Source organism: Sphingobacterium corticibacterium, from assembly GCF_004208525.1.
GTDB lineage: Bacteria > Bacteroidota > Bacteroidia > Sphingobacteriales > Sphingobacteriaceae > Sphingobacterium > Sphingobacterium corticibacterium.
Genome location: NZ_SGIT01000002.1, coordinates 448,622 through 475,592 on the forward strand (window position 1 = coordinate 448,622; position 26,971 = coordinate 475,592).

General features: G+C 40.9%; 26 protein-coding genes. 13 read left to right on the plus strand and 13 right to left on the minus strand.

The window, feature by feature from the left end; all coding sequences use genetic code 11:
- The first annotated feature begins 5 nt into the window (after window positions 1-5).
- From EWE74_RS10655 to EWE74_RS10685, 7 genes are all read left to right on the plus strand, one after another.
- Complete coding sequence (locus EWE74_RS10655) at window positions 6-3,140, plus strand: GAF domain-containing hybrid sensor histidine kinase/response regulator (RefSeq protein ID WP_130141533.1); 3,135 nt, start codon at window positions 6-8, stop codon at window positions 3,138-3,140.
- The gene (locus EWE74_RS10660) at window positions 3,128-3,958 is read left to right on the plus strand and encodes a CheR family methyltransferase (RefSeq protein ID WP_130141534.1); all 831 of its coding nucleotides are present in this window, start codon (window positions 3,128-3,130) and stop codon (window positions 3,956-3,958) included. The genes EWE74_RS10655 and EWE74_RS10660 overlap by 13 nt, the downstream gene beginning before the upstream one ends.
- Complete coding sequence (locus tag EWE74_RS10665) at window positions 3,958-4,524, plus strand: chemotaxis protein CheB (protein ID WP_130141535.1); 567 nt, start codon at window positions 3,958-3,960, stop codon at window positions 4,522-4,524. The genes EWE74_RS10660 and EWE74_RS10665 overlap by 1 nt, the downstream gene beginning before the upstream one ends.
- Window positions 4,525-4,531: 7 nt before the next feature.
- Window positions 4,532-6,136, plus strand: coding sequence for a response regulator (locus EWE74_RS10670; RefSeq protein WP_130141536.1), 1,605 nt, complete (start codon window positions 4,532-4,534; stop codon window positions 6,134-6,136).
- Between the two features lie 76 nt (window positions 6,137-6,212).
- On the plus strand, window positions 6,213-6,749 hold the full coding sequence (locus EWE74_RS10675) for a plastocyanin/azurin family copper-binding protein (RefSeq protein ID WP_130141537.1): 537 nt from the start codon (window positions 6,213-6,215) through the stop codon (window positions 6,747-6,749).
- 135 nt (window positions 6,750-6,884) lie between these two features.
- Complete coding sequence (gene lpdA, locus EWE74_RS10680) at window positions 6,885-8,291, plus strand: dihydrolipoyl dehydrogenase (RefSeq protein ID WP_130141538.1); 1,407 nt, start codon at window positions 6,885-6,887, stop codon at window positions 8,289-8,291.
- A gap of 52 nt (window positions 8,292-8,343) precedes the next feature.
- Window positions 8,344-8,754, plus strand: coding sequence for an acyl-CoA thioesterase (locus EWE74_RS10685; RefSeq protein ID WP_130141539.1), 411 nt, complete (start codon window positions 8,344-8,346; stop codon window positions 8,752-8,754).
- Here EWE74_RS10685 and EWE74_RS10690 read toward each other — a convergent pair.
- Window positions 8,751-9,059 (minus strand): DUF3817 domain-containing protein, encoded by a 309-nt coding sequence (locus EWE74_RS10690; protein WP_130141540.1) that lies wholly within the window; start codon window positions 9,057-9,059, stop codon window positions 8,751-8,753. The genes EWE74_RS10685 and EWE74_RS10690 overlap by 4 nt on opposite strands.
- A 260-nt stretch (window positions 9,060-9,319) precedes the next feature.
- On the opposite strand from EWE74_RS10690, the gene lpdA (EWE74_RS10695) reads away from it, so the two are divergent.
- Entirely contained in the window at window positions 9,320-10,708 is a 1,389-nt protein-coding gene (lpdA, locus tag EWE74_RS10695; RefSeq protein ID WP_130141541.1) for a dihydrolipoyl dehydrogenase, read from the plus strand.
- A gap of 31 nt (window positions 10,709-10,739) precedes the next feature.
- On the opposite strand, the gene EWE74_RS10700 is transcribed toward lpdA (EWE74_RS10695), so the two are convergent.
- The 4 genes from EWE74_RS10700 to EWE74_RS10715 are packed head-to-tail and all read right to left on the minus strand — an operon-like array spanning window position 10,740 to window position 13,470.
- Complete coding sequence (locus EWE74_RS10700) at window positions 10,740-11,747, minus strand: LacI family DNA-binding transcriptional regulator (protein ID WP_130141542.1); 1,008 nt, start codon at window positions 11,745-11,747, stop codon at window positions 10,740-10,742.
- A 30-nt stretch (window positions 11,748-11,777) separates the two neighbouring features.
- Window positions 11,778-12,347, minus strand: a complete 570-nt coding sequence (locus EWE74_RS10705; RefSeq protein ID WP_130141543.1) for an HAD family hydrolase — start codon at window positions 12,345-12,347, stop codon at window positions 11,778-11,780.
- Window positions 12,348-12,812 (minus strand): hypothetical protein, encoded by a 465-nt coding sequence (locus EWE74_RS10710; RefSeq protein WP_130141544.1) that lies wholly within the window; start codon window positions 12,810-12,812, stop codon window positions 12,348-12,350.
- Window positions 12,813-12,816: 4 nt separating this feature from the next.
- On the minus strand, window positions 12,817-13,470 hold the full coding sequence (locus EWE74_RS10715; RefSeq protein WP_130141545.1) for an ABC transporter ATP-binding protein: 654 nt from the start codon (window positions 13,468-13,470) through the stop codon (window positions 12,817-12,819).
- Between the two features lie 102 nt (window positions 13,471-13,572).
- Here EWE74_RS10715 and sucC point away from each other — a divergent pair, with 102 nt between their 5' ends.
- The 3 genes from sucC to EWE74_RS10730 all read left to right on the plus strand — a co-directional run bounded on the left by sucC (window position 13,573) and on the right by EWE74_RS10730 (window position 17,453).
- Window positions 13,573-14,766 carry an ADP-forming succinate--CoA ligase subunit beta gene (sucC, locus tag EWE74_RS10720; protein WP_130141546.1) on the plus strand — a complete coding sequence of 398 codons (1,194 nt, stop codon included), beginning with the start codon at window positions 13,573-13,575 and terminating at the stop codon, window positions 14,764-14,766.
- A gap of 548 nt (window positions 14,767-15,314) precedes the next feature.
- Window positions 15,315-16,760, plus strand: a complete 1,446-nt coding sequence (asnS, locus tag EWE74_RS10725) for an asparagine--tRNA ligase (RefSeq protein ID WP_130142363.1) — start codon at window positions 15,315-15,317, stop codon at window positions 16,758-16,760.
- A 72-nt stretch (window positions 16,761-16,832) separates the two neighbouring features.
- A complete protein-coding gene (locus EWE74_RS10730; RefSeq protein WP_130141547.1) occupies window positions 16,833-17,453 on the plus strand; it encodes an L-threonylcarbamoyladenylate synthase in 621 nt (206 codons plus the stop codon).
- Here EWE74_RS10730 and EWE74_RS10735 read toward each other — a convergent pair.
- From EWE74_RS10735 to tilS, 5 genes are all read right to left on the minus strand, one after another.
- A complete protein-coding gene (locus EWE74_RS10735) occupies window positions 17,448-17,762 on the minus strand; it encodes a DUF721 domain-containing protein (protein ID WP_130141548.1) in 315 nt (104 codons plus the stop codon). The genes EWE74_RS10730 and EWE74_RS10735 overlap by 6 nt on opposite strands.
- Window positions 17,755-18,858 (minus strand): DNA replication/repair protein RecF, encoded by a 1,104-nt coding sequence (gene recF, locus EWE74_RS10740; protein ID WP_130141549.1) that lies wholly within the window; start codon window positions 18,856-18,858, stop codon window positions 17,755-17,757. The genes EWE74_RS10735 and recF overlap by 8 nt, the downstream gene beginning before the upstream one ends.
- A 17-nt stretch (window positions 18,859-18,875) precedes the next feature.
- Window positions 18,876-19,190, minus strand: coding sequence for a DUF4834 family protein (locus tag EWE74_RS10745; protein ID WP_130141550.1), 315 nt, complete (start codon window positions 19,188-19,190; stop codon window positions 18,876-18,878).
- Window positions 19,191-19,275: 85 nt separating this feature from the next.
- Complete coding sequence (locus tag EWE74_RS10750; RefSeq protein WP_130141551.1) at window positions 19,276-19,767, minus strand: hypothetical protein; 492 nt, start codon at window positions 19,765-19,767, stop codon at window positions 19,276-19,278.
- Window positions 19,768-19,772: 5 nt separating this feature from the next.
- A complete protein-coding gene (gene tilS, locus EWE74_RS10755; RefSeq protein WP_130141552.1) occupies window positions 19,773-21,107 on the minus strand; it encodes a tRNA lysidine(34) synthetase TilS in 1,335 nt (444 codons plus the stop codon).
- Between the two features lie 369 nt (window positions 21,108-21,476).
- Here tilS and EWE74_RS10760 point away from each other — a divergent pair, with 369 nt between their 5' ends.
- A complete protein-coding gene (locus EWE74_RS10760) occupies window positions 21,477-23,966 on the plus strand; it encodes an OstA-like protein (RefSeq protein WP_239018621.1) in 2,490 nt (829 codons plus the stop codon).
- Between the two features lie 58 nt (window positions 23,967-24,024).
- Window positions 24,025-24,183 (plus strand): hypothetical protein, encoded by a 159-nt coding sequence (locus EWE74_RS21100; RefSeq protein ID WP_165384692.1) that lies wholly within the window; start codon window positions 24,025-24,027, stop codon window positions 24,181-24,183.
- Between the two features lie 449 nt (window positions 24,184-24,632).
- Here the strand turns inward: EWE74_RS21100 and EWE74_RS10765 are convergent, their stop codons facing one another.
- Genes EWE74_RS10765 through EWE74_RS10775 form a run of 3 tightly spaced genes read right to left on the minus strand, consistent with a single transcriptional unit; the run spans window position 24,633 to window position 26,785 of the window.
- The gene (locus EWE74_RS10765) at window positions 24,633-25,211 is read right to left on the minus strand and encodes a non-canonical purine NTP diphosphatase (RefSeq protein WP_130141553.1); all 579 of its coding nucleotides are present in this window, start codon (window positions 25,209-25,211) and stop codon (window positions 24,633-24,635) included.
- A gap of 46 nt (window positions 25,212-25,257) precedes the next feature.
- A complete protein-coding gene (locus EWE74_RS10770) occupies window positions 25,258-25,788 on the minus strand; it encodes a hypothetical protein (RefSeq protein WP_130141554.1) in 531 nt (176 codons plus the stop codon).
- A gap of 16 nt (window positions 25,789-25,804) precedes the next feature.
- Complete coding sequence (locus tag EWE74_RS10775) at window positions 25,805-26,785, minus strand: deoxyhypusine synthase family protein (protein ID WP_130141555.1); 981 nt, start codon at window positions 26,783-26,785, stop codon at window positions 25,805-25,807.
- Window positions 26,786-26,971 lie beyond the last annotated feature (186 nt).

The window sequence follows — 26,971 nt, forward strand, 5'->3', positions numbered from 1 at the left end:
TTAAGATGAAAAAAAACGTAAGCCTTAAATGGCAATTGTTCATTGGGATAACCATGACCTATGTCTTAATTATAGGCGCTGCTATATATTTTTTCTATGGAATTGACAAACAAATCAAGAGGTTCAAGGAAATCAGCTCCGAGATAGAAAATCAAGCAAGCTCCCTAAATGAACTTCATCTTATCGTTGATGAATTCAGTCAATCTGCTGATGCCCTAAAAACGAGAACCTACATATTAATCGGCTTCTTGATGATCATCCTGCTTTACATCATTAACAGGATCTTAAAAGCCATGCGTGAACTAGGACAACGTTCGAAAGAGACGCATTTATTGAACAAGGAAATTAAAACTGCCCAAAAGCATATTGAAGATACGAATTGGATCCTTACCGAATCCAGCAAACTAAACGAGCAGATTAGCGGTATTGATGATGAAAACCAGATTGCCCAGATTGCTTTTGAGAAAATCTTAGAAACGTTAGCCCCACCCGCTGCAGCCTTCTATATCCAGCAGGCAAACTCTTCGACATATGTCTTAAAGCAACACATTGGTGTGAATAGCACGGACAAGCTACCCGAAACTTTTCTGGATGGGGAGGGTTTGATGGGCCACGTTGCAAAAAGTAGAAAAATGCGGGTTATCCATGAAAATGCGGAAGAGCTATTTAGCTCCTCCAGCACCCTCAGTTCAAACCAGGTGCGAACTATCGTTTTAGCACCTTGTGTAGTGGACGGTCGCACATGGGGCATACTCGAAATCGGCGGCCATTATACGGACGAGGTTTTACCTAAAATCATCGGTTATCTAGAGCGTATTGCCCGTATGTTAGCGATTACGATAAAGAGTGGACAGGCACATATTTTGGTTGAGAATCTCTTGGGTGAAACGCAGCAACAAACGGAAGAACTGGAAGCGCAACAGGAAGAACTCCGCATTACCAATGAAGAATTGATCTACAAAACAAATTTATTAGAAGCATCAGAAGAAGAGCTACGTGTACAACAAGAAGAGCTACAACAAACTAACGCCAAACTGGAAGAAAAGGCTAAATTGCTGGCTTCCCGTAATGAAGAGTTACATGCGGCACAGCAGACCGTGGAAGAAAAAATTCGGGAAGTGGAGCTTGCTAGCAGGTACAAATCAGAGTTTATGGCGAATATGAGCCACGAACTCCGAACACCATTAAACAGTATCTTGATTTTAGCAAAGTTACTGCAAGATAATAAAACAAAAAATCTCAACACCGATCAGGTTAAGTACGCGGCTGTTATCCACAGTGCAGGAAGCGATTTATTGCAGCTTATCAACGAGCTATTAGACCTCGCCAAGATAGAAGCAGGGAAAGTAGAGCTCAACCATGACATCATCCGCACACAAGAATTTGCTAACAACATCGAAAGCCTATTTGCTACAGTTGCACAGAAGAAAGATATACAATTTGATATCAACATCCAGAAGGATGTCGCTTCAACTTTTGTCTGTGATGAGTACAGACTGGAGCAAGTCCTCAAAAATTTCCTTTCGAACGCATTCAAATTCACCGGCAAAAATGGAAAGATCCAGTTAACCATTACCCGTGAAAAAGAGTATTTGAAATTTGCCGTCTCCGATACGGGCAAAGGTATACCCAAAGAAAAACAGGCGTTAATCTTCGAAGCGTTTCGTCAAGAGGACGGCTCTACAAGTCGAAAATACGGCGGAACAGGATTAGGGTTATCCATTAGCCGGGAAATCGCTATATTATTGGGCGGGCATATCACCTTAATCAGTGAAATCGATAAAGGAAGTACATTTACCTTGACCATTCCATATCAAATAAACGAAAAAAACATCGTGTCGGATGGACAACCATTGGTAGCGAATCCGATTTCTGACGAAGAGGCATTAGATATACCTGACCCCGCTCCTACGCCAATCCATGTAACCGCGGGGAATATGGAAGAAGGAGAGGCAGTTCGAACACTCTTGATCGTGGAAGATGACATTAATTTTGCGGAAATTCTCCGTGAGTTTGCGGAGTTAAATGGTTTTCAGGTTATGTTAGCACACAATGGTGATGATGGTATAAAAAAAGCACAGCAATTTAAACCACAAGCTATGATATTAGACGTCATGTTACCCATATCTGATGGTTGGGAGGTATTGCGCACGTTAAAAGCAGATCCTGAAACAAAGCACATTCCTGTCCATATGATGTCTGCGGCTTCGTTCAACCAACGTGATTTCATTGAAAAAGGGGCTATTGGCTTTCTCTCCAAACCAGTTTCTGAAGATGCGCTAAAAAAAGCTTTTGGAAATATTCAACTTAATATCAAAAAAGGCATCAAAAAAGTACTATTAGTCGAAGATCAGGAATTTCAAAGTGATATTATTAAATCGGCATTTGCCGAGCATCATATTAACGTTATACAGGCATTCTCCGCACAATCTGCCCTCGTTAAACTCCAAGAAGAAGAACATATTGATTGTGTCATATTAGACATCAAACTCCCAGATGCGAACGGATTAGATTTACTAGATCAAATTAAGTCGATGCCGGCTTATGTCAAAACACCTGTTATCGTCAATACTGCTTATGATCTTTCTACAGAACAGATCGAGCACATTAGATTACACACAAAGGCAATGGTGCTTAAATCAGGCAAAAGCAATAGCCGGTTGATAGACGAAGTGACCTTATTCCTTAACAAAATTAGCACGGACGATTATACCCCTATAAAAAATATCGAGAAGCTTAAAAAGAATAATCTACAAGCGGGTAGTCTGGAGGGGAAAAAAGTGTTGATTGCCGATGACGATATGCGCAATGTCTTCGCATTGACGACTACGCTTCAGGAGTACCATATGGAAATTGAAATTGCGAACAACGGTTTAGAGGCTGTAGAGATTGTTAATAACAACATCGGAAAGATTGATATCGTACTGATGGATATTATGATGCCCGAAATGGATGGATACGAAGCGATCAAAAAAATAAGAGCACATAAACAAAATGCAAACCTCCCTATAATTGCCGTGACGGCCAAAGCCATGCAAGGAGACCGGGAAAAATCTATAGAGATCGGTGCAAGTGATTATATTAGTAAACCGATCGACATTGACAAATTAATATCGTTGATGCGTGTATGGCTAAGTTAACATCATCCCATATCAGTTTTCAAGAGCTGGAAGATATTATCGAATTATTGGGAAAAGTTTCTGGCTTTAATCTCGTGGGATACAGCAAATCTTCGCTAAAACGCCGTGTACAGCGCGTGCTGGATTTGGAGCGAATGGATATCGTTGATTTAAAGAATGCCATTGTCAATGTAGAAGGTTTCCGTACCTACTTGATGAATGAGATCACGGTCAACGTCACGGAAATGTTTAGGGATCCGTTTTATTATGCTGCCTTACGGACAGACGTCTTTCCCTATCTTGAAACCTTTCCCCGTCTAAAATTTTGGAGTGCCGGATGTTCCAGCGGAGAAGAAGTCTACTCATTAGCGATCATGTTAACCGAAGCGAGTTTATATAACCGTAGTTTTATCTACGGCACAGATGTAAACAGCCAAGTATTAGAAGTTGCCAAAAAAGCGATTTATCCGCTTAAAAATTTCAAACTATATACAGAGAACTATAATGCAACGGGGTCCTTCAGGAGCTTATCAGATTACTATACAGCTATGTATGATGCAGCCATTATCCATGCGGATATACGGAAGAACATGCTCTTTTCCCAACATAATCTCGCTACAGACTATGTATTCAATGAATTCCAATTTATATCCTGTCGCAATGTGCTTATCTATTTCGATTTGGAATTGCAAAACCGTATCTTTCATTTGTTCTATGAATCCTTAAGTGAATTCGGTTTTCTATGTTTAGGTACAAAAGAAACATTATTCAATCACGAAATCATGGCTAAATTCAAGGTGATTAATAAAAAATTTAATATCTATCAAAAAATAAAGTGATGGAAAAAGCGAATGAAGTTGTTTTAATTGGCGGGAGTGCTGGGTCCTATACACTAATTACCGACATGATGGCAGCTTTACCGGAGACTTTCTCTCCTGCAATTATCATCGTTATTCATCGCAACCCGAGGTTTACCACAAAAATAGAAGACACACTATCGACGAGGCTCCAGAAGGAAGTTGTCCAAGCAGCGGATAAAGCAGCCATCTTAAAAGGGGGGATATATTTTGCTGCACCGGGTTATCATTTACTGGTAGAGCCAGATAAGACCTTTTCGTTGGATATTTCCGAACGCATTCATTTTTCCCGTCCTTCTATAGACGTGCTTTTTGAGACGGCGGCAGACGTATTCCTCGACCGTTGTACTGCCTTTTTACTATCGGGGGCCAATCAAGATGGTACAGATGGCATTCGGCAATTGCAGCGGATGGGGGCAAAAGTCATCGTGCAATCTCCAACCGAAGCTTCTATTTCAACGATGCCGAAACATGCTATTGAGGCCAGTGAACGTGTCGATATATATAGTAACCGACAGATTATGTCGTATTTCAGAAATTTAAAATAAAATCAACATGAAGCATGTTAATCTTCTCATTTTAGATGACAAGGAAGAAAACATCGTCAGTTTATCGGCATTGCTTTCGGAAGTCGAACATATCCATATTATCAGTTCCACCGATCCCAATGAGGCGCTTAAAATTTGTTGGAAAAACGATATTGCCATTGCCCTGGTAGATGTGCAAATGCCCGAAATAAACGGTTTTGAATTTGTTTCTCTACTGAAATCAAATCCCAAGACAAATCATATTATGGCCATTATGGTGACGGCAATTTCAAAAGAAGACAAATACCTGTTGAAAGGATTGGAAAGCGGAGCGGTAGACTATCTTTACAAACCCCTCAATCCGGAGATAACGATCGCAAAAGTGTCTTCTTTTGTAAGCCAAATCCACATACAAGAAGAGATTAAGCAAAAGAACATCGCGTTGGAGGAATCGCAAAGACAACTCATCCTTGCAAAAGAAGAAGCAGAAGAGGCCCGCAAATCAAAAGAAAGCTTCCTGGCCAATATGAGTCATGAAATCCGAACACCGATTAACGGTATTGTAGGCATTATACACATCCTTCGGAATACATCCCTTAATGACGAGCAACGCGACTGGATCAATCGATTAGACAGTGCTTCAAATTCCCTTTTACTCATCATAAACGATATTCTCGATATTTCCAAGATTGATTCGGGTATGATGAGAATAGAATATGAAAACTTCTCCATCCACAAGAAATTGACAGATATCAATAACTTTTTCAAGATAAAGGCGCTAGATAAACATATTACCTTCGAAACAATTATTGATCCGCAATTACCGGAATATATAAAAAGCTCTCCGATACGTATACAGCAGATCATCGACAATTTCATATCCAATGCATTGAAATTCACGAAAGAGGGTAAAATTACATTGAAAGCAAGTGTTGTGGAACAAGAGGATGCTCAATGTACGATTAAATTTACCGTAACAGACACTGGAATAGGTATCAAATCAGAAGCCCTCGAAAAGATATTCCTTGCTTTCGAACAGGGAGATGACAGTATCACCAAAAAATATGGTGGGACTGGCTTGGGATTGGCTATTGTAAAACGGTTAGCAGATCTACTCGATGGAAAAATCGAAGCGGAGAGTACTTACGGCGTCGGGTCTACGTTCTCGTTCCAAGCAACGTTCCAAAAAATAGACGATTTTAAACAGCAGGAAACATTAGATACGGAAACTATACCGTCTTTGCATAAATTTGATCATGTTCGGATTCTCGTCGCAGAAGACAACGAATTAAACAGTTTTATGCTTGAACACATACTAAAATCTTGGGGATGCGAGGTCGATGTGGCCAAAAACGGACATATTGCCATCGAATATGTAAACCAATACGATTACGACCTTATCATGATGGACACACACATGCCTGTTATGTCGGGATTTGAAGCTATACAGGAAATTAAAACGCACCCCAATCCGCAAAAGGCCTCTACGCCCATTATCACGATTTCCGCTTCGGTATTAGAACATGAACAAGCCGCTGCATATGAAGCGGGAGCAGACAGTGTAATCGGAAAACCTTTTGATCCTATTGATTTATATCAGAAAATTGACAAACTTATCTCAAAAAGGGTGTAATATCTTGGTTATAAAATAATATTGGTTAAATTTGTTCAAAAGCATATACATAATTATATATTTAACTTTCTTTAAAATGAAAAAATTATTTGTTTTTCCAGCGATTGCTGTCGCATTGTCGTTCGCGGCTTGTGGTGGTTCAGAAAATAAAAGCACATCAACTACAACAGAAGAAACAACGACAGCTGATGCAGGAAGTACCTCTACAGAAACTGTTCCAGGCATTGAAAACGTGGAATTATCCAATAAGCCTGTTGTGGAAGGTAATGATCAAATGAAATTTAACACCGAGCTTTTACGCGTAAAAGCAGGTGAGGAAGTTCAACTAACCTTAAAAAATGTAGGTGAATTGCCGAAAGAATCCATGGGACACAACTTCGTGATATTGGCACCAGGTGTAGACGTAGCCACCTTTGGCGCGGAGGCTGTTGCTGCTGCAGACAACGATTACATTCCTAAAACATCTTTAAGTTCCGTTGTTGCACACACGAAATTACTAGGTCCAGGTGAAGAAGACAAAATTACCTTTACGTTAGAAAAGGGTGTGTATACATTCATCTGTAGTTTCCCTGGACATTTCGGCGTCATGCAGGGTAAAATCGTTGCCGAATAAATCGGCGTGATTCTTATCATATTGCCCATAGAGAAAGCATTTACAGCCGTAAATGCTTTTTTTATTTTACGCATTAAATACAATTAAATTTATTTAAATCGTTAACTTTGAGACCGTAACTACAATACTATTTTTATGCAATACGACGTAATCGTTATAGGAAGCGGCCCCGGTGGATATGTAAGTGCTATTCGCTGTGCCCAGCTTGGACTAAAAACGGCTGTAATCGAGAAATATAGCACTTTTGGAGGCACCTGTCTAAACGTAGGCTGTATTCCCTCCAAAGCATTATTGGACAGCTCCGAGCATTATCACAATGCCGCACACCATTTTGAAGCGCATGGTATCGGTTTGAGCAACCTCAAGATCGATGTCAAAAAGATGATGGCCCGTAAAAATGACGTCATTTCACAAAATACGGCTGGTATTACGTTTCTTTTTAAGAAAAACAAAATAGACACCTATGAGGGTGTTGGATCCTTCGTTGATAAAAACACCATTAAGGTGGCCCAAAAAGATGGTAGCACAACGGAACTAAAAACAAAAAATGTAATTATTGCCACGGGTTCAAAACCTACGGCACTTCCGTTCTTACCGATCGACAAAAAACGCATCATTACGTCTACCGAAGCGCTCAACCTTCAAGAAGTTCCTAAACATCTTATCGTTATCGGTGGCGGCGTAATCGGCTTAGAGCTCGGATCCGTATACGCACGTCTCGGCGCAAAAGTATCCGTTGTTGAATATGAAAAATCGATCATCGGCACCATGGACGGTGGCTTAGGAAAGGAATTACAGCGTGTATTAAAGAAAAATTTAGGTGTGGAGTTCTTTTTGGGACATAAGGTTACGGGGGCTACTGCAAAAGGTAAGAAAGTGACGGTAACTGCGGAAGATCCTAAAGGTGAAACCGTGTCCCTAGAGGGTGACTATTGTATTGTTGCCGTGGGAAGAACGGCCTATACGGAAGGTCTCGGATTAGAAAATATTGGTATCAAAACCGAAGAGCGAGGCAACAAAATCCCCGTTAATGAACATTTAGAAACTGCTGTGGAAGGTGTTTATGCGATCGGCGATGTCATAAAAGGAGCCATGCTTGCGCATAAAGCAGAAGACGAAGGTATTTATGTAGCCGAGTACATTGTCGGTCAAAAGCCGCATATTGACTATAACCTTATACCTGGCGTAGTATACACTTGGCCGGAGGTTGCTTCTGTCGGAAAAACAGAAGACCAACTGAAAGAAGCAGGTATAAAATATAAAACCGGTTCATTCTCTTTCAAAGCTTCCGGACGTGCTAAAGCTTCTGGAGACACTGATGGTTTCATCAAAGTTTTAGCAGATGCCGAAACAGACGAAGTATTAGGTGTACATATGATTGGGCCTAGAGCAGCGGATATGATCGCAGAAGCGGTTGTAGCTATGGAATACCGCGCATCAGCTGAAGATATCGGCAGAATATGCCATGCACATCCAACATTTACAGAAGCCCTAAAAGAGGCAGCATTAGCCGCGACAGCAAACAGAGCAATTCATGCTTAAATAATAAAAGGCAAGATAAATTATCTTGCCTTTTTTAATTAATATTAACATTATGAATTTTCACACTAGAAAATGGATAAAACCCGAAGATCTAAACCCCAATGGCTCCCTGTTCGGTGGCAGGTTGTTAAGTTGGATAGATGAAGAAGCCGTAATCTATGCGATTGTACAACTGAGCAATCCTTATGTGGTCACGAAGTACATTTCCGAAATCAATTTTGTAAGTTCCGCTAAGCAGGGCGATATTATAGAAATGGGCATCACGGCCACACATTTTGGCACAACATCCATCACCATGCGATGTGAAGTCCGCAACAAGATTACCCGAAAAACCATACTTTCGATCGACAAGCTTGTATTCGTCAATCTGGATGAGGAGGGCAATCCTGTACCCCATGGAAAGACAGAGATAACCTACGCTTACATGAGCATCGACTCCTTTCCGGACAGACAACAAGGCTAAAGTGAAGTACCGGTCGTCTTTTGTGCGTGGATCTGGCGCTTTACATCCCGCTCCACCCAAAAGGATACAACAGGTATCAAGGATGCTAAAAAGTATTTTACCACGCGGCTAAAAGGCCATTTATACTCATTCCAGCACATCACCAGCAGAACAACAAACAATACGACTAAAAAACCGTGAATAGAACCGGCGATTCGGACAGCTTCTGGTATATCGGCCAGATATTTCAAGGGCATAGCGACAAAAAAAAGAATAACAGTGGAGATAGCCTCCCATAATGCAATTTGCTGAAAAATCCGTAGCATAATGAACGATTAAAAGTTTCCGCAAACATACGGTCTAAAGTCCAATCGCGCTATATTTTAATCATCTATTGACCAAATGCTGACATGTTGCTAGGAATATGGCGAATTCTATATCGAAAACAATTTATTCGAATGAAAAAAATATGTATTTTTGGAACGTTCGCAAAGCGGGCAAGATCTTTTACTACAAAACGTTAACATTAAATGCGTACTCGGAATACACATTGTGTGATGAATATGCTTAAAAACAAATACACATTATGAACTACGATATCATAGTAATCGGTAGTGGTCCAGGAGGATATGTAGCTGCCATCCGTGCTTCTCAATTAGGTTTTAAAACTGCGATTGTAGAACGGGAAGCATTAGGTGGCATCTGCTTAAACTGGGGCTGTATCCCAACCAAAGCGCTATTGAAAAGTGCGCAAGTATTTGAGTATTTAAATCATGCTGAAGAATACGGCATTAAAGTGGAAGGTGGCGAAGCGGATTTTTCGGCCATTGTAAAGCGGAGTCGTGGCGTAGCGGACGGTATGAGCAAAGGTATCCAGTTCTTGATGAAAAAGAACAAAATTGATGTGATTATGGGTACCGCCAAAATTAAAAAGGGCGGTAAAATAGACGTAAAAGGTGCAGACGGTTCTACGAAAGAATATACAGCAAAACACACCATATTGGCAACCGGAGCACGCTCGCGTGAATTGCCTAACTTACCACAAGATGGCAAGAAGATCATTGGCTATCGTCAGGCAATGAATCTTCCTAAACAACCAAAATCTTTGGTTGTTGTGGGATCCGGTGCTATCGGCGTAGAGTTTGCTTATTTCTACAATGCGATCGGAACAAAAGTAACCATCGTAGAATTCATGGATAGGATAGTACCTGTAGAGGATGAAGAGGTTTCCAAACAATTGGAAAAATCGCTAAAAAAAGCAGGCATCGATATCATGATCAAATCGGAAGTCCAATCCGTAGATACCAAAGGTGACCTCTCGAAAGTTTCTATCAAAACAGCCAAGGGAACAGAAACTATTGAAGCTGAAGTTGTACTCTCGGCTGTGGGGATTACCCCAAACATCGAAAATTTAGGTTTAGAAGAAGTTGGTGTAAAAACAGATAAAGGTCGTGTCATCGTAGACGATTTCTATAAAACAAACATTGACGGTGTTTACGCCATCGGTGACATTGTAAAAGGTCAGGCCCTGGCACACGTTGCTTCTGCGGAAGGGATAACTTGTGTAGAGAAAATAAAAGGCTTACATGTAGACCCTATCGATTACAATAACATTCCGGGATGTACATACTGTTCGCCAGAAGTTGCTTCTGTAGGTTATACGGAAAAAGCCGCTAAAGAAGCTGGTTATGAACTTAAGGTGGGTAAATTCCCGTTTTCTGCTTCTGGTAAAGCCTCTGCTGCAGGTGCGAAAGATGGATTTATCAAATTGATCTTTGATGCGAAATATGGTGAGCTCCTAGGAGCGCATATGATAGGTGCCAACGTGACCGAAATGATTGCAGAAATTGTTGTTGCCAGAAAATTGGAGACTACCGGACACGAAATGATTAAAGCCGTTCATCCACACCCAACCATGAGTGAGGCCATTATGGAAGCTGCTGCTGCAGCTTATGATGAGGTGATTCATTTATAGTAATAGAAAAGCGAGGCATATGCCTCGCTTTTTATTTTAAAACCAACTTCGATTTAAACACGACCGTTTCCGGTTTCTGTCCATCATCGTTTGTACTTATATGATCAAACAGGATTTCAGCTGCTTTGCGGGCTTGCTTATCGGGATACTGTTCTATGCTACCCATCGGCGGATTTTCCATATATTTCCATAACGGATAATTTGCGTAGCTGATAAAAAACACATCTTTCTTTTGTACTAATCCTCGCTGACGTACATATTTTATCACATCTAACGTGACAAAATCATTAAACGACACAATGGCCGATGGGCGCTCCGACAATACCAATAACTTGTCTATCGCTTCGATATTTCCTTGCTCTGTTAAATCAGTGTGTACTTCATAACGCGCATTGTATTCCAGATTTTCACTTTTCAACGCTTTTCTATAAGCTGCTGCCCGTTCTTGTGAAGCCAGTAAATTTTCCGGACCGTTAATCAATGCAATATTTTTATGTCCTAAAGCGGCAAACGATTGGACAGCTTCCCGCATACCGGTAGAAAGATCACTATACACCTTATTAACGCCATCAATTCTGGGTACGCAATCAAAGAAAACAATAGGAATTTCTGCATCATTTAACATCTCGACAAAACCCAAATCTTCCGTATTTTTTCCTAATGACATCAAAATACCATCCACCCGATGCTTCTTGAATGTTTGGAGAATTTTTAATTCACGCGCGGCATTGTCATACGATTGTCCCATCAGCACAGTATAATCGTGTTCTCCCGCCACCTTTTCAATTTCACTAATGGCAGACGAAAAGAAAGGCTCAGAGAGACTAGGAAGAATAACGCCAATGGTAAATGTACGTCGCTGTTTAAAAAATATAGCGGTCTGATTGGGTTCATAATTCAGCTCTTCGGCCATCTTTTTTACCCGCATGGTCGTTACCAACCCAATGCTCGGATGATCATTCAGTGCGCGCGACACGGTGGACGGCGATATTTTCAGCCTACGTGCAATCTCCTTTATCGTTGCCGGTTTTTTCCTCATGCCTATACTTTTTTTGATAAACATCCCCTATCAAAATTCCAACTCCTTCCCGGTAACGATTGAAATTTCATCTGCCGAAACCTGATACTCCTCTTTAAGAAAATCAATAGGATTGATGTTGCGAAACATCAATTCACGTATAAAAAACACTTTTAATAACGGCAAAAACCTCGATAAGTCCTGCCAATCGATGTGTTTCAGTTTATTTAGTTGCTCTACGGGGTTTCCATCTGTGAGTATCCCCACATGCTTTTCTTTCTCAAATAAAGATAACAATAATCTTTTAATATTATCTTTCAATATAAGTTTCAAAGGAAGGTGCGCATTGGCTTTCAACCTTTCAAAATTTTCACGATAACCTTCATGTAACCCAAAATGTGCGATTGTCTTTGACAGGACTTCATCCTCTCCCATTGTCTCCAACGTTTCCTTCATAAAATCCACCATATCCTTAGCGACGGGCCGTCCTTCGGTATATTCTACGAAATTGGAAAACAGATAATAGACTTGTAATAAATATTCCGGCTTGGGATACAATACATCATCGATTTCAAAAACATAAACTGATTTATTAAAAGCGTGCATTCCGTTATTCATCATTTAAACCAAACATAATATCGGCTCGTCACCAGAATCTGGCAATATGCCTGCTCCTGAAAAATGATCCCCACATAATTGGTCACCTGTTAGTATATCTTTTCCGGATTTTAACACATGAATCTCTCCTGAGGGGCTTTCGAGCATAAAGCATTCTTCCAGGTCACGAGGCAATAAAACCGCTATTCCATATTCTTCTAACAAAATCTGGGCTTCGTTTATAGGTTGCAACTCCATCTCACCCAAAGGCAGTATCATTTGGCAGCCCTTATCCAAACACAGCTTTAATATCTCATGTGCGAACGTAGGGTTTGCCCCTGTAGGAATCCGATGATAGTTCTGTTTTAGCAATAAATCAGGAAACGGTTCCGAACTGGCATAAACCACTTCGTAACGTGAAGACAACAATCTGCTTACACGCTGTGCAAAAGGCCGTGTGCCATACGTGATCAAAATAGTATCCATCATTTTTTCAAAGAATCTGTCCGTCACGCATATGAATTGTTCTATCGGAGATATTAGCCAACTCCTCATTGTGCGTAACAATGATAAAGGTCTGTCCCAAGGACGCGCGCAGCTCGAAAAACAACTGGTGTAATGAAGCGGCATTCTCGGAGTCCAGATTACCGGAGGGTTCATCTGCCAGGATGAGTGCCGGTTGGTTGATCAATGCTCTCGCCACAGACACTCTTTGTTGTTCTCCTCCAGACATCTCCGATGGTTTATGTTGCGCTCGATGTCGTACGCCCAATCGTTCCAAAAGATCCATACCGCGTGCTTCTGCTTCTTTTTTCCCTACCTGGCTGATAAAGGCAGGAATACAAACATTTTCGAGTGCCGTAAACTCGGGCAGCAAGTGGTGAAACTGAAAAACAAAGCCAATATGCTGATTGCGGAATAGACTCATCTTCTTTTCACTCAGCGCCTTTACATCGGTACCATTAATGACTATCCGACCGCTATCCGGCCTATCCAATGTACCTATAATATGCAATAACGTACTCTTTCCTGCTCCTGATGCGCCAACGATCGAAACAATTTCCCCTCTCTCTACCGATAGATCTACACCACGCAAAATCGGCAGTTGACCGAAAGACTTATATATTTGGTTTGCTTCCAATATCATAATGCGAAGGTAATGAAGAAAAAACAATTCGGTGAAAAAACGAGGAAAAGATTACTTGTCCTTTCCATTTAAAAATCATAATTTTACGACAAATTTTTTAAGATGAACATTCACGAATATCAAGCAAAAGAAATACTTAAAAGTTTTGGCGTAAGAGTTCAAGAAGGAATCCTTGCAGAAACTCCCGAACAGGCTGTTGAAGCCGCACAGACATTAAAACAAGATTTTAACTCGGACTGGGTGGTTGTAAAAGCACAAATCCATGCAGGTGGCCGTGGTAAAGGTGGTGGTGTGAAATTGGCAAAAAACCATGATGAGGTATTGCAACGTGCAACAGACATCATCGGCATGCAATTGGTTACCCCTCAAACGGGGCCGGAAGGGAAAAAAGTAAACAAAGTTTTGGTAGCACAGGATGTATATTATCCTGGAGAAAGTGAAATCAAAGAATTTTATGTTTCTGTTTTATTAGATCGCGCAACAGGACGTAACATCATTATGTATTCTACCGAAGGCGGTATGGATATTGAAGAAGTCGCTGAGAAAACACCACATTTAATTTTCAAAGAAGAAATTGATCCTAAAGCGGGATTACAAGGTTTCCAAGCACGTAAAATCGCTTTCAATTTAGGTCTTTCTGGTGCAGCACAGAAAGAAATGGTGAAGTTTATCGCTGCTTTGTATAAAGCATATGATGCTATTGATGCATCGCTGTTTGAGATCAATCCGGTATTAAAAACGTCTGATGATAAAATTCTAGCTGTCGATGCGAAAGTTAATTTTGACGAAAATGCGTTATACCGCCATACGGATTATGCTGCTTTGCGCGACTTAGCAGAGGAAGATCCTACGGAAGTAGAAGCTGGAGAATCCAACTTGAACTATGTAAAATTGGATGGTAACGTAGGCTGTATGGTGAATGGCGCTGGCTTAGCGATGGCAACCATGGACATCATTAAACTTGCCGGTGGTGAACCCGCAAACTTCTTGGATGTCGGTGGTACCGCAAACGCAGAAACTGTCAAGGCTGGTTTCAATATTATCTTAAAAGATCCAAACGTAAAGGCTATCTTAATTAATATTTTCGGTGGTATCGTTCGTTGTGACCGTGTTGCACAAGGGGTAATAGATGCGTACCAAGAAATTGGAAACATCCCTGTGCCTATCATCGTTCGTCTTCAAGGAACAAACGCTGAGGAAGCCAAAAAATTAATTGATGAATCTGGCTTGCAAGTTTACTCTGCTATCTTGTTGAAAGAAGCAGCTGAATTGGTAACGAAAGTACTGAAAGGATAATAAGGATTAGATTATAAAAAACCGGTTTCCTTTCGAAAACCGGTTTTTTTTATTAAAATATTTTTTATGTTCTTTTTTCCCGTAAAAAAGAACCAAAAACCTCGTCGCTTCGGATGTTTTACATTTGGGGTAGTACTAAGGATGAGTTTATACAGTTGTAAAACATCCGGATGCGACATTAAAAGTTAAGGGAGGGGATCGTGCAATGCGTACGGGATACAGATTGACCCTTTGTATTGCGTGAATGAATTTGAAATAGTGGAGTTAAGGGTATTACGAAGCGTAGGGGATACAAATTGACCATTTGTTTTGCGTGAATGAATACGGTCATTAACAGACCGCGATGATGCGGACTAAAACGGCCTTGTATTTTTTCGCGGCCAGCTTTACGTAGACTATTCCGTTAAAAACAGAATGTTGTTTGAGCGAAGCGAGTTCCATTCTGTTTAGGAATAGACAAGTAAAGGTAGCGAAAACATACTAAGCCTTGATTTTTTGTCTCCTTTTTTATCAAGAAAAAAGGAGAGTATAATAATACTATTATGAAAATGAAACATACACGTATAAAAGAGTTATTAAAAACAGAAGAATTCGGTAAAGAAGTTATCGTAAAAGGTTGGGTAAGAACCTTCCGGAACAACCAATTTATAGCTATTAATGACGGTTCGTCTATTAATAATATACAGGCTGTTGTCGATTTTGAAAATACGGATGAAGCCTTGTTGAAACGAATAACAACAGGCGCAGCGGTACAGGTAAAAGGGCAGCTTGTAGAATCTCTAGGAAAAGGGCAGCGTGTAGAGATTAAGGTTAATGAACTGACTATCCTGGGCGATTCAGATCCGGAGAAGTATCCATTACAACCGAAAAAGCACAGTTTAGAATTTTTGCGGGAAATAGCGCATCTGCGCTTTCGTACAGGTACTTTTAGTGCCATCTTTAAAATCCGTAATGCACTAGCCTTTGCCGTCCATACATTCTTCAACGAGCGAGACTTCGTATATATGCATACACCTATTATTACAGGCTCTGATGCGGAGGGTGCCGGCGAGATGTTCCAAGTAACAACGTTGGATTTAAACAATCCACCCCGCACCGATTCGGGCGAGATAGACTTTAAAGAAGATTTTTTCGGTAAACCGACAAACTTGACTGTTTCGGGCCAATTAGAAGGTGAGCTTGCAGCAATGGCATTGGGCAACATTTATACATTCGGCCCTACGTTTCGGGCAGAAAACTCCAATACAACACGTCACCTAGCCGAGTTTTGGATGATAGAGCCCGAGATGGCCTTCTATGAGCTCGATGATAACATGGATTTAGCAGAGGATTTATTGAAATACGTCATCAAATATGCGCTAGATACCTGTCCAGAAGAAATCGAGCTATTAAACAACCGGGTACTGGAAGAAGAGAAATCAAAACCGCAGAACCAGCGTTCTGAAATGAGCTTGATTGAAAAATTGAACTTCGTTATCGAAAACGATTTTGAACGTGTAACGTATACAGAAGCTATTGAAATCCTAAAACGAAGCAAGCCCAATCAGAAGAAGCAATTCAAATACCTTATCGAAGAATGGGGTGCGGACTTGCAATCGGAGCACGAGCGCTATCTCGTAGAAAAGCACTACAAAAAACCGGTGATTCTTACGGACTACCCACGCGAAATCAAATCGTTTTACATGAAACAAAATGAACCCGATGCACATGGTCGTCATACGGTACGTGCCATGGATATTTTGTTTCCGGGAATCGGTGAAATGGTGGGCGGTTCACAACGGGAAGAAAATCTAGACAAGCTGCTCACACGCATGGCAGAAGTTGGTATCCCCGAAGAAGAAATGGATTGGTTTTTAGACACACGTCGTTTTGGATCTGCCCCACATTCGGGTTTTGGTGTAGGTTTTGAACGTTTGGTATTATTTGTAACCGGGATGACCAACATACGAGATGTTATTCCGTTTCCAAGAACACCAAAAAATGCAGAATTTTAATAAAAGGATAAAACCGCTGAACTTTTTCAACTTTCAGCGGTTTTATTTTTAGCGTCTTATTTATTTTATCAAATGCTTTTAAGAATACACGAAGAAAATCCGAATCCGAAATTTATCGAGCAAGCTGTAGATATCCTTAAAAAAGGAGGAGTCATCATCTACCCTACGGATACGGTATATGGTATCGGTTGTGATATCACAAATCAGAAAGCGATCGAACGCGTATGCAAGATAAGAGGCCTTAAGCCTGAAAAATCTAATTTATCTTTTATATGCTACGATTTGACCGATATCTCCCAATACACCAAACCTTTTGATACGGTGGTATTTCGTGTACTAAAAAAGGCCCTACCCGGTCCGTTTACTTTTATTTTTAACGCAAGCGGACAAGTTCCTAAACTGCTAAGCACCAAAAAGAAAACGGTGGGTATTCGTGTTCCCGATAATAATATTGTACGGGAAATCGTCAAAGAACTCGGTAATCCGATTGTTACCTCTTCTATTCGTGATGAAGATGACATCATTGAGTATTCTACCGATCCTGAGCTCATTCACGAAAAGTATGAAGAGCTCGTTGATCTAGTGATTGATGGCGGATACGGCGATAATGTTGCCTCTACAGTTGTTGATGTAACGTCTGGCGATTTTGAAATTATACGGGAAGGAAAAGGAAATTTGGACGAGTATTTATAAAATAATAAATTCTTCAACGACCACGTGTCCGACGTATTCGTTCACACGACCTATGATCTGACGGCGCATCATCGCCAGTTCATTCTTGATCACCGCTGATTCAACCTTAACAAACAATTTTTTATCGCGAATATAAATCTGCTGCGTACGATTGGCAATAGCTTTTCCGATAATATCCGGCCAAGCATTCACGATTGACGACTCATCATACTTAGAGCGTAGCCGATAAGTCTCAATCCACTTCTCGATAACCTCTTTAATACCTACATCATCTTTCGTATGGATTTCATCCAGTTTTTTCTTATACATTTATAGCGCCCCCTTTCACTTCAAAAATACGAATTGGTTGCGCTATTTCATCAAAAATATCTTTTATTCTTCCTGCATCTGTATCCGTAATAAATATCTGTCCAAATTCATCCTCTGAAACGAGCTGCATCAATTTTTTTGTCCGTCTGTCGTCCAATTTGTCAAAAATATCATCCAATAACAGCAGCGGCTTATCCTTTTTCTTATTCCTAAGGAAACTGTATTGTGCTAACTTTAATGCTATCAAAAACGATTTTTGCTGCCCCTGTGAACCAAACTTCTTTAAGGGCATCTCCTCATGAATAGTGAACAAAAGATCGTCTTTATGGATCCCTTGTGAGGTTCGCTCTAATACACGGTCTTTCTCTAAACTATTTCGTAACAAGGATTCAAAATCAGCCTTCATTAATGGCGATTCATAAACTAACGCAACTTTCTCTGCCCCTTCTGTTAAGAAGGCATAATATCGTTCGAATTCGGGATGAAATTCATCCATAAACTGCTTTCTTCTTTCGAATATTAGCTCCCCTACTTCGGTTAGTTGGAGATTCAAAACCTCCAATACACCCAAATCCAACATCCCTTTTTCCCTTACCTGTTTAAGCAATATATTGCGTTGCAAAAGAATTTTATTGTATTGGATAAGGATATCGAGGTAATGGTTGTCGGTTTGGGAGATAACATTGTCCATGAATTTACGTCGTTCTTCACTTCCTTCTGTTACGATAACCGTGTCATTAGGAGAGATCATGACCAACGGGAATAAACCGATATGGTCTGCTAGACGTTGGTAATCCTTTTTATTACGTCTGAACTGCTTTTTCTGATTTCTTTTTAGACTACAAGAAATGACGTCCGGCACCTGATCACGCTCGAACTCACCCTGCACAATAAACCAGTCAAAACCTTTTTTTATATGCTGTGAATCTATCGGATTGAAATAGGACTTGCATAAAGCAAGATAATGGATGGCATCCAATAAGTTGGTTTTTCCCGTACCATTTGCCCCAGCAAAGGCATTGATCTGGGGCAGAAACTCCAAAGAGGATTCCGTATAATTCTTAAAATTGAAAACAGAAAGTTGTTTCAACCACATTTGGAAATGTTCAGATATTATCTAATTTCCTCAAAATCGATAAATTCACCCGCAGTCTGTGTTCCCTTCTTTGCTTTCGCATCTTCTTGCGGAACATAGTCTACACGTACCTCTCCCTCCTTTTTGGGTGGCGTTTGTTGTTTAAATTGATCAAAGGGATTCCCTCCAGTCGTATAATATGTCCTGCTGCCTCCTGCAGACTGCTGTTGCTGGGCTTTATGCATAAGGCGCTCTGTCATTTTGCGCAGGGCAAAAGGCATCAGCAGGCGAAACAAATATTTCAATCCATAAAAAACCAGCAAAAATATAGCGAGTATTTTAAGTAGTTCCATTCTTTTTTACGTTTTCATCAAATTTAGTAATTTAATTCTTTTTTCACCGTCAACAGAATGTCAGCATCAAAATCGTTAACAAAATTTAAGTATTTAGCTTTCGCTTTGCTTCCATAACCGCCCGTGCCAGCTCTTCTGCTTTATGCGAACCAATAATATACCTTAATCCTTCTTTATCCGTCAGCCAAACGGCATCTTTACCTCCCGAATAAAAACGAATTTTCCCCCCTTTGTGCAAATTATAAACCGGGTTATTGAAAATAAAAGAACTATAGGGTTTCAATTCTACTTTCGCGATATTATAGAGATCAATTTTAACCAGTTTAGACGACCACAGTCCACTCAAAATTAGAAACTTCCCTTCTACGGTTGTTTTATAATGCACCATGTAAATCATGATGATCGAGACGATAATCACGCCTGTACCGACAATAAAAAATAATTGTCTGGAAGGTAGATTCTCTATATTTAAATAATAGGCGACAAAACAAAATAAAGCCAAAATCATCCGTACACTAATCCACGTAGCATCCCGCCCCAAATATTGCTTTTCCTGAAAAAGAGATTGTTCGCTCATAGCTTTTATTTACAAACTAATGTAAAGACTTTTTTTGTACTTTTCGTTATCCTATACCGATTATCTGCACGATAATCCACAATCCACACAATGTCCCCATTTCCATTAATTAAAATAGGAATTGTTTGCTTTTCGTATCGTCCTATTTTCTTTTGTACAAAGTAATCGCTAAGTTTTTTCCGTTTTCCGCCCATACCTATTGGATAAAAATAATCTCCCTCTTCCCAAAAACGTAATCTCAACGGAAACTTTAACCTATCAAAATCTACTTGTAGTACATTTTCTGATGGACGTATAGCCGTATCTTCTACTATTGATCCTTCAAACAGCTTACCTCCAAAAGAAAAAACGGAACTATCGTCTGGTATTTCTAACGTATTGTGCGGATAAAACTCATCTACCTTCACTTTCAACCAAAGGTCGTCTCTATCCAACAACAATTCATAATGTGATGCGTGGAAAATTTTACCCGACTCGCTGTACCAATTTGCTTGCACATCAGCCAAAATATTTTTGGAAAAACCATATGGTTTAAACAATTCGAATAATAAGGGCAGACGATGAAGATAAGGCTGCAATTTTAATTTGCTAATTCGGATCAAGTTACCTTCCGTTACAAACAATTCCGCTCGGATCGGGAAAATAAACGATTGGAGCAGATCGTGTGCTTCTTGAAAATGAACAATGTTCTCCTGCATGATAGTGTCAAATTCCGGACTAATTTCCCGAAACTTGGGCATAATTTCCAAGCGGACTTTGTTTCTTGCATATTTTGTAGAGAAATTAGATTGGTCATCCCGAAAAGGAATCTGTAATTGCTGTATACAGGCCGTAATTTCTGCCGATGATAAAAACAATAGCGGCCTAATTATTTTTCCTCTTTTAGGAAGGATGCCCTGCAAGCCCTGCAATCCTGTTCCTCGCGTCAGGTTAAGCAACACAGTTTCGATATGGTCGTCTTGATGTTGTGCGATAGCGACCCATTGTGTATTTTGTTGTATACGTAGTTCTTCAAACCAAGCATAGCGCAATTCGCGGGCTGCCATTTGGGTAGATAGACCATATTCCTGTGCATAGTCGTTGGTTTGGAAATGCCGGACAAAACAAGGTACGTTATGCTGCTCTGCAAACTCCCTTACCAACTGCTCATCTAAATCAGCATCTCGCCCGCGCAAATGAAAATTACAATGTGCGATTATACAGGAATAGCCACTTCTTAAAAAAAGGTGCGTCATCAACATCGAATCACGCCCACCGCTAACCGCCAGCAACACGTTATCATCCACACTTATATCCAGTGTTTCTTGCATGTATCTTTGAAAACGGTGAACCAAATCCATATGTCAAAGTTAAGAGATGTTTTTCTTAAACAACTTTTTTTAGAAAAAAGTTGTGCAAAAAAGCGTCCTTCGAATCTTTGAGGAGAGAGGATAGTACTAAGGATAAATTTCTACATGCCTCAAAAATTTGATGCGTCCCTCTGCCCCGCACTTATCCCGCATCGAGAATAGTACGCATGGACATCAGAGGCTAATAAGGGATAATACAATTGCATGACCCCTCCGTTAACACTGAAATGCCGCATCCGAATGTTCTACAACTGCACAAACTCATCCTTAGTACGATCCCAAATGTAAAACATTCGAAGCGGCGAGGTTTTTGCTTCTTTTTCACGGGGAAAAAGAAGATAATTACCTATTTTTGCCTTCGTGAAATACTGTTTTACACTTATTTTAAACCTCCTCTGGCTGACATCATTGTTTGCTCAGGAAGAACTACGCCTTATCTCTTCGAGGTACAGTACGATTATCGATCAACAAGGGTTCAGCAGTATTCAACCCGTCTATGCACACAAAGGAAATACGCTATCCGCAGACAGTGGTATTATCTACGAAGATGAGGTTGGCCGACAATTCTTTGAAGCGTTTGGGAACGTCGTGATTACGCAGCCATCCGGAACGATTATCTATTCTGACCGGCTACATTATGATGCCGCTCCGCAGATTGCGACGCTGACAAACAATGTCCGCATGGTCGATGCCAATTCGGTATTGACGACGAATCATCTCATCTATAAGATGCGCGATAAAATAGGCAACTATACCGGGGGAGGAAGAATTATTTCTAAAGGAGATACCATTACGTCGCGAACGGCTTATTACTTCGAAAATACAGAAGATGCTTATTTTCGAAATCAGGTTGTTGTACGGACACCTGATGTAAAGATTTATACGGATACCATGCGCTACAATTCTAATCAGCGCATGACCTATTTCTTTGGACCAACGAATATCAAAGGAAATAGCGGCGAAAACCTATATACCGAGAAAGGAAACTATAACACAGAGACGGGTGTTGCTAATTTCTCGAAAAACAATCTATACACCGAAGGAACACGTTTTTTAAAGGGCGACAGTCTTTACTACGATAGAGCAACGGGTGTGGGAAAAGCGTATAGAAACGTTGTATTTGTCGACACCTTGGATAAATTCTATGCGTATGGTGGCTACGGTTTATATGATCAAGCGGACGAATCTATTACCATGACAGACAAACCATTAATCACGATGGTGGTGGAAAATGATTCTACTCGTTCTGCACCAGCGGATAGTGCCGCCATAACGTCTGTGGATTCTATGGAGACAGATTCCATAGACATAAAGAAGGATACCGTAGCACAAGCGGAGATAACGCAAATAGAGGAACCCGATGTAACTACTGACAACGAGATCATTACCGTAACGGATTCCACACAAATGACTCTCCCCCGTGATACCGCAAAGGTAGATTCCGTTTATATGACTGCCGATACACTCTATTCGCGCATGATTATGCTACGTGATTACAAAGCATTAGATTTTAAACTGGACCGAAGTGGTGGAGAAATTGAGACCGACGAGGACGTTGATTACGGAGACGAGGGCGACTATGGATCGGATAATACGGACATAGAAACAGAAAATCTGACCCCTTTATCCGATTCTGTTAAAACGGCTATCGATAGTGTTTCGATGGACAGTATTTCTGTTGATGGGATCATAGACAGTATCCCCATAGATAGCACAGCGATTCATGTGGAGATGGATAGCGTAAAGACTATCGTGACGGAAAAAGCGGACGAAAAATTAACCATAGAGAAGCCGCAAGAAATCAAAAAAGTCGTTCCAGTGGACGCCGCTAAACGAGCAACAGTTATTAAGGAGGCGGCTAGAGCGGACATCTCTAGAAGCATGCGACAGGATTCGATATTACGGCAACAAGCGGTGATTCCAGAAGAAGCCACAGCGGACAGCCTAATTAATCAAGCGATAGCTACGGCTCAAACGCCCGATACTACGTTCAAAGATACGAGTGACGAAGCTTATCTTGATACCGCTCGAACACGGATTGTCAAGGCTTATTACAATGTCCGGATGTTCAAATCTGATTTGCAGGCGGTGGCTGATTCTGTTTATTACGGTATGGCTGACTCCATGTTTCGATTTATGGGGAGGCCTATGATCTGGGCGGAAGGATCGCAAATTTCGTCCGACACCATCTACATGCAGATTCAGAACCAGCGCATGGATAACGCCTTACTAATTAACAACGCTTTTATGGTAAACGCGGTGCTGGACACGGTCAAGTTCAATCAGCTCAAAGGTCGAAAGATTACCGCTTTCTTTGCCAATAACTCTATTGACCGAATGTATGTAGACGGAAATGCAGAGAATTTAAGCTTTGCCACGAATGATAAAACCCACCGGATAACGGAGATGTTCCACGACCGAGGTGCGCGTATTAAAATCAAAATGGAGGGCAAAAAAATCATTGACTACATTACGATACGAAAAGTAGACCAAAAGCTTTATCCTTTTAAGCAAGTGACACAAGAAAATGAAGTCTTACCTGGATTCGTCTGGCGACCACAAGACCGGCCCAAATCGAAAGAGGATATGATGAACCGGAAACGAGAGGTGGAAAAACCGGAAGCTCCTGCAGGAGGGCCTCAGGATGAAAGTTCGCTTGAAACACCGGGTGACGTGGTGGAACCCGAGGAACTGACGGAAACTGTGGAAGAAGCATCACCGTCGAAGGAGCAAAAGGAAGCGCCAACCCAAAAAGAGGAGAAAGAAGAAACGCCACCAGTCTTTAGAAACGAAGAAGAAGCTTCGCAGTCACCATCGACAGAAGAAGAAGGTGAAACGGAAGTAGAATAGGGAGTTGTTTAAAAATGCTTTTAGGTGTCCTGTTTGCATTTTGCACAACAACATGAGCATGGCGACAGCGTACTTTGACCAATCGCCGGGCAACATGACCAGCATCACAGACAACACGATCAGCCTGACAGACAACATGACCAACATCACCGACAACATCACCAGCATTACAGACAACTTTACGAGCTTGATGGGCATCAGCATTCCATTGAGGTAGCTCAAAGCGACAAAGAGAGGTGGATAACCGTCAAACTCGGGGTTCCCCATCAATATCTCCTCCTTCTATACGCTCTTGTCAGGCAACAATACCAGCTTGCGCCCCCTAAAGATCTTTTATCCACAGCACTACGCTGCGTCGAGGGGGGATAAGATCGTTTCGAGGCAGGGATGTGCGTGTAAGTAGGATAACCCTGCCACACACATGACTGTACACAATACATTGAGGATGCTAAGTGACGTATATACTGCCCTCAATGGCGCGAAGACCAACGACAAAAAAGCTTAGTCGACCATACACATCGTCAAATACCCCCGCAAGATGTCCAAGAAGCCCGGCGCCAAGCGAAAATACTACGACGACAAGGCCAAGTAGTCCCTCAAAACAACAAGAAATAGGTTTTCTAAAAAGGTCGTCGAGCACTGAAAAAACTTGCTATTCCCCCCTTATCAGCGATTATCTTCTTTCAAAAACGCCGCTAATTTCCCAACCGCAATCGCCCGATGGCTAATTTGATTTTTCTCTTCGGGGCTCATCTCCGCAAACGTTTTATCATACCCTTCGGGGATAAAAATAGGATCATAACCAAACCCACCCGAACCTCGGCGTTCATGAATGATGCGTCCCTCGATACTTCCCTCAAAGAAATATTGCTGTTGGTCTAGAAAAAGCGAAATTACCGTTCGAAAACGTGCCGTCCGTTTCGGATTATCCCCTAACCTAGATAATACCAGATCAATATTTTTTTCCATATCACGTGAACCGGAATAGCGGGCGGAATAAACACCCGGCTCTCCGTTAAGGGCATCTATCTCCAACCCAGAGTCGTCGCCGAAACAATCCAGCCCGTATTTATGGAAAAGATAGTCCGTTTTCTGTTTTGCATTCTCCTCAAAGGTCACACCGGTTTCGGGAATATCATCCGAACAACCAATATCCGTTAAAGATTTTATACTGAATTTATCCCCAATAATAGCTTGTACTTCTTCAAGCTTATGGGTGTTGTTCGTTGCAAATACTAATGCCATGTTTTTGTTGTTAGACAAGGTTAAGAGGTTAGGATTTTTTAACTCCTTACGTCCCAATAAACACTTTAAACTCATTCCAGAATAGCCTTTTCTTTTGCATGTCAGCAAACATTTCCTCGAAGCTAAAGGTATTGAAGACCGTTGCTACACGACCTTTCATATAGGAGTTATGTGCAATTTCGGGAAGCTTGAGTGAGATAGGTTCTACACCAAGCAAGGTAATCTTAGTTGGTTGAAAAAACTGCATGATCCGCTTGAAATCATTGGGATTATGCGAATTTGCAAGGTTGACGACCGCAACATTTTCAAACGACAGATTAAGCGCGCCCAACGTTTTTACAAAAGCATCCTGGGCCTGTGGTGAAAAATACGGAAAATCGGGGTAACGTAAGATAAAGAGGACACCTGTAGATTTATCGCCTTGATATATAAATTCTTCTGCTTCTTTTCCACTTGCATCATCCTTTATATTGCCGACAGATGAAACCATTGCCTCCTCTTTCTCCTTCGGAAGGAAAAGAGTTTCCGATAGAAGAGCTTGAAGTGCAATGGGATTATCTGTTTTTAAATGACTCATAGGTTGGAAAGATCCACTAATGCCCTAAAATATAAGAGAAAATCAACGGTGCTACGATCGTCGCATCAGACTCCACCACAAACTTAGGTGTGTCTATATCTAATTTACCCCAAGTAATTTTCTCATTAGGGACAGCACCCGAATACGAGCCATAAGAGGTTGTTGAATCTGATATCTGGCAGAAATAAGACCAAAAAGGCACATCTTCCCATTCTAAATCTTGATACATCATCGGTACGACACAGATAGGAAAATCACCCGATATACCACCTGCAATCTGAAAGAATCCTACACCTTTACCTTCTGAATTGGCACGGTACCATTCTGTTAAATAGATCATATATTCAATACCCGACTTCACCGTACTAGCTTTTAAGTTACCTTTAATCACATTGGCCGCAAAGATATTTCCAGTTGTCGAATCTTCCCAACCGGGACATACGATCGGTAGATTTTTCTCTGCTGCTGCCACAATCCACGAATTCTTCGGATCAATTTCATAGTATTGCTCCAATACCCCCGAATTTACTACTTGGTACAAAAATTCGTGCGGTAGATAACGTTCACCTTTTTCTTCTGCGGCATGCCAAACATCTTCCAAGTGCTTCTGTAAACGACGAAAGGCTTCTTCTTCCGGAATACAGGTATCCGTTACGCGGTTATAATGTTGGTCTAACAATTCGCGCTCTTGCTCCGGCGTCAGATCACGATAATTGGGTACACGCTTATAATGTGAATGAGCCACCAGATTCATCACATCTTCCTCCAGATTCGCACCAGTACAAGAAATAATATGGACTTTATCTTGACGGATCATTTCCGCCAGTGAAATTCCTAATTCGGCTGTACTCATCGCACCGCCCAAAGAGATTAACATCTTTCCACCTTCCAATAGGTGCGTTTCGTATCCCTTCGCTGCATCTACCAAAGCAGCTGCATTGAAATGCAAGTAGTTTTTCTCGATGAATTGAGAAATAGGACCTTTTTGTGTACTCATAGTTTAAAATTTTCTATTCTACCAGCAAAGGTACATATTTTATAGTGATACTCGTGAAATCGGTTACTATCACTTCCGCTTCAATAGACGGCTAAAAACTATTCCAAAAAAAGCCAAAATTAAGATCAGAATAGAAAGTATAATAATTTCCTGTGTGCCTATTATCCAAGTAAGTATATGCATATT